At 72.2% G+C, this 2,440-nt stretch carries 1 protein-coding gene and 2 pseudogenes; all 3 read right to left on the bottom strand.

Annotation, left to right across the window (positions count from 1 at the left end; genetic code table 11):
• Nucleotides 1-252, bottom strand: a pseudogene (locus tag AN216_RS29530) (serine/threonine-protein phosphatase); the annotation flags it as partial.
• A 5-nt stretch (nt 253-257) separates the two neighbouring features.
• Nucleotides 258-2,234: pseudogene (locus AN216_RS00470) on the bottom strand (tetratricopeptide repeat protein); the annotation flags it as partial.
• The coding region (locus AN216_RS29865) for a hypothetical protein (protein WP_244502255.1) at nt 2,189-2,440 on the bottom strand (252 nt) is incomplete at its 5' end. The gene AN216_RS29865 and the pseudogene AN216_RS00470, both read right to left, overlap by 46 nt.

Genomic DNA, 2,440 nt, shown 5'->3' with positions numbered 1-2,440 from the left:
CGGCATGGGAGGGGCGGCCGGCGGTGGTGGCGCGGCCGCCGCGGGCGAGTCCACAGCGGGCGATGCCGTTGGCGAGTGAAGTGCCCCGTCCGTCGGGAGGGTTGGCTGCTCTCCCTGATCACACGTCGCGCCGCCGGCCGGCAGACGTGCGGCGGCGCGCAGATCGGCGCCGCACGCCCCGCAGTAGAGGTCCCCCTCCTCCAACGGCTCCGCGCAGCTGGGGCAGCCGGACAGTCGGTCGAGCTGTGGCATCTTCGTCACACCCACGTCCTGGGGCGGAATCGGTTCGCCCGTTCCACCAGTTCGGTCCTCTCCGTGCCGGTCTGCGCGAGTCTCGTCAGTCTCCGGTACGAACGTTCGAGGTCCCGTCGCAGCCCGTACTCGTTCATCGGGTTACCGAGCAACGACGGACGGGCGGGCCCGTGCACGACTCTGCCAGGGTGGTGCGCGGAACTCCCATCCGGGCCACGCTCGTGCTCAGCGGCGGTTTGCGGTACGACCACGGGCGTAACCGTACCGCCTGACGGGTCGTTCGGCGGTACGGTACCCGCGTTGCTCGGGTCTTCGGCGGCCCTCTTGGCCCTCTTGGACCTGGTGGCCCCGGCGCCCCGAGTGTGACCGGTGTGGCCGCCCGCCAGCAGCCAGTCCCGCGCGCCCCCCAACACCACGACGGCCAACTCCTGCTCTCGCAGGGAGTCAAGGCCCGCCGCCCGCAGCTGCTCGACCTGGCCGGCCGCCGCGTGCAGCTCGTCGAGCAGCGGTTCTGACGGTGTACGGCCCCGCAGTCGGGTCCGTACGGTGGCGACCCGGGCGGACAGGAAGTGGATCGACGCTTCCGGTACGGACTCCAGCACCGCCACCGCCCCCAGCCGCAGCCGCACCCGGGCCAGGCCGAACGCGGCGCCGACGTAGGTCGGATCGGTCGACCAGACGAGGCGGTAGTAGTCCGCGGAGTTGTCCAGCTGCTCCAGGGCCTCCGCACAGCAGGCCAGAGTCAGCTTGGCGGCCGGCTCGCCGGGGAACGCGGCGTAGACGGCCTCGAACGCCCGTGCCGCCGATCGCGGCTCTCCGGCGACCATGTGGTACAACCCCCGATACCAGACCACCCGCCAGTCGTTCGGGTGCCCGCTCGTCAGCTTCTCCAGCGTCGCGGCGGCCTCCCCGAGGTCGGCCGGGCGACCCTGCTCCAGGTGGGCACGCAGCCACCGGAGTTGACGTTCGACCGGGCTGTCGAGGGTGCCCGCCAGCGCGCTGACCAGCTCCGCTGGTGTGGCGGTCAGCAGACCTGCGAGATGGCCGGCCGCGGGGTCGTTGGGGTCCACCTTGGGCACCGGCAGAGCCAGTGCGACGAGGTCCGGAGCGGTTGGCGCGGGCGTCGGCGCCGTGTCGCGGCCGTCGCCCACGGCTGCCATGGCCGGCGGCTCGCCTGTCCGGAGGGTGCCCCTCGGCCCCACGGGAGGGCTCTCCGCCGGGTTGTACGGCCCCAGCGCCCGGCGGATTCGGCTGATCAGGGAAGGGCGTACGTCCCGGCGGCCCAGGACCGAGGTGTCGCCGTCCGTGCCGGCCAGCAACTTCGTGTCGACCACGCGGACTTCCGGCCCGAACAACGAGGAGACCGCCGAACGTGGGCGCCTGGTGCGCAGCGCCACCACCTCCCCTAACACACCGCTCAGTTGTTCGGCCATCTCGGCCGCGGACGTGAAGCGACGCCGCGGGTCCGGCTCGGTGGCCCGGACCAGGAACCGGTAGAAGGACTCGAACCGCCGGAAGACCTCGACGTCGTCCGGGTGGGGCAGGCTTTCCGCGTAGGTGCCGGTGTAGCCCTGGAAGTCGAAGGTGAGCACCGCGACGGTACGTGCCACCGTGTACAGGTCGGAGGCCACCGAGGGACCACTCAGGGGCACTTCGGGGGCCTGGTAGCCCACCGTGCCGTAGACGGCGCTCTCCTCGTCGTCCAGGCGGCGTACCGCACCCAGGTCGATGAGTTTGAGCTGGTCGTCCTGCTGGATCGCGTTGTCCACCTTGAAGTCGCAGTAGACCAGGCTCCGGTTGTGCAGGTGGGAGAGGGCCTCCAGCGCCTCCAGACCGTACGCGCAGGCCTGTTCGACCGGTAACGGATCGTGTCGGCCCTCGGGCGTACGCCGGGCGTTGGCGAGCTCCTCGAGCGACCTGCCGCCGACGTACTCCATCACGATGTACCCGTCCATACCCCCGCCGTGCGGGTCCGGATGCTCGGGTCGGGCTTCGGCACGTCCGGTACGGCGACCAGGCCCAGCCCGAGACGACCGCGGCTGGCGCGTGCGTTGCCGCCCGTACCGGGGCTGCGCACCGACAACTGTCGGGCCGAGCGGGCGGTCTCCCGCTCGTCGACGTGGGAGCGGGTGAGTCGGCCGGAGCTGGCGGCGGAGTCGGCACCGGCCGGTCCGGCGGTGCTGGCGTG

The organism is Streptomyces oceani, assembly GCF_001751245.1.
In the GTDB taxonomy this organism is placed as follows: Bacteria; Actinomycetota; Actinomycetes; order Streptomycetales; family Streptomycetaceae; genus Streptomyces; species Streptomyces oceani.
Note: the sequence above shows the minus strand (reverse complement) of the source record. Positions and strands in the feature narration are given on the sequence as shown.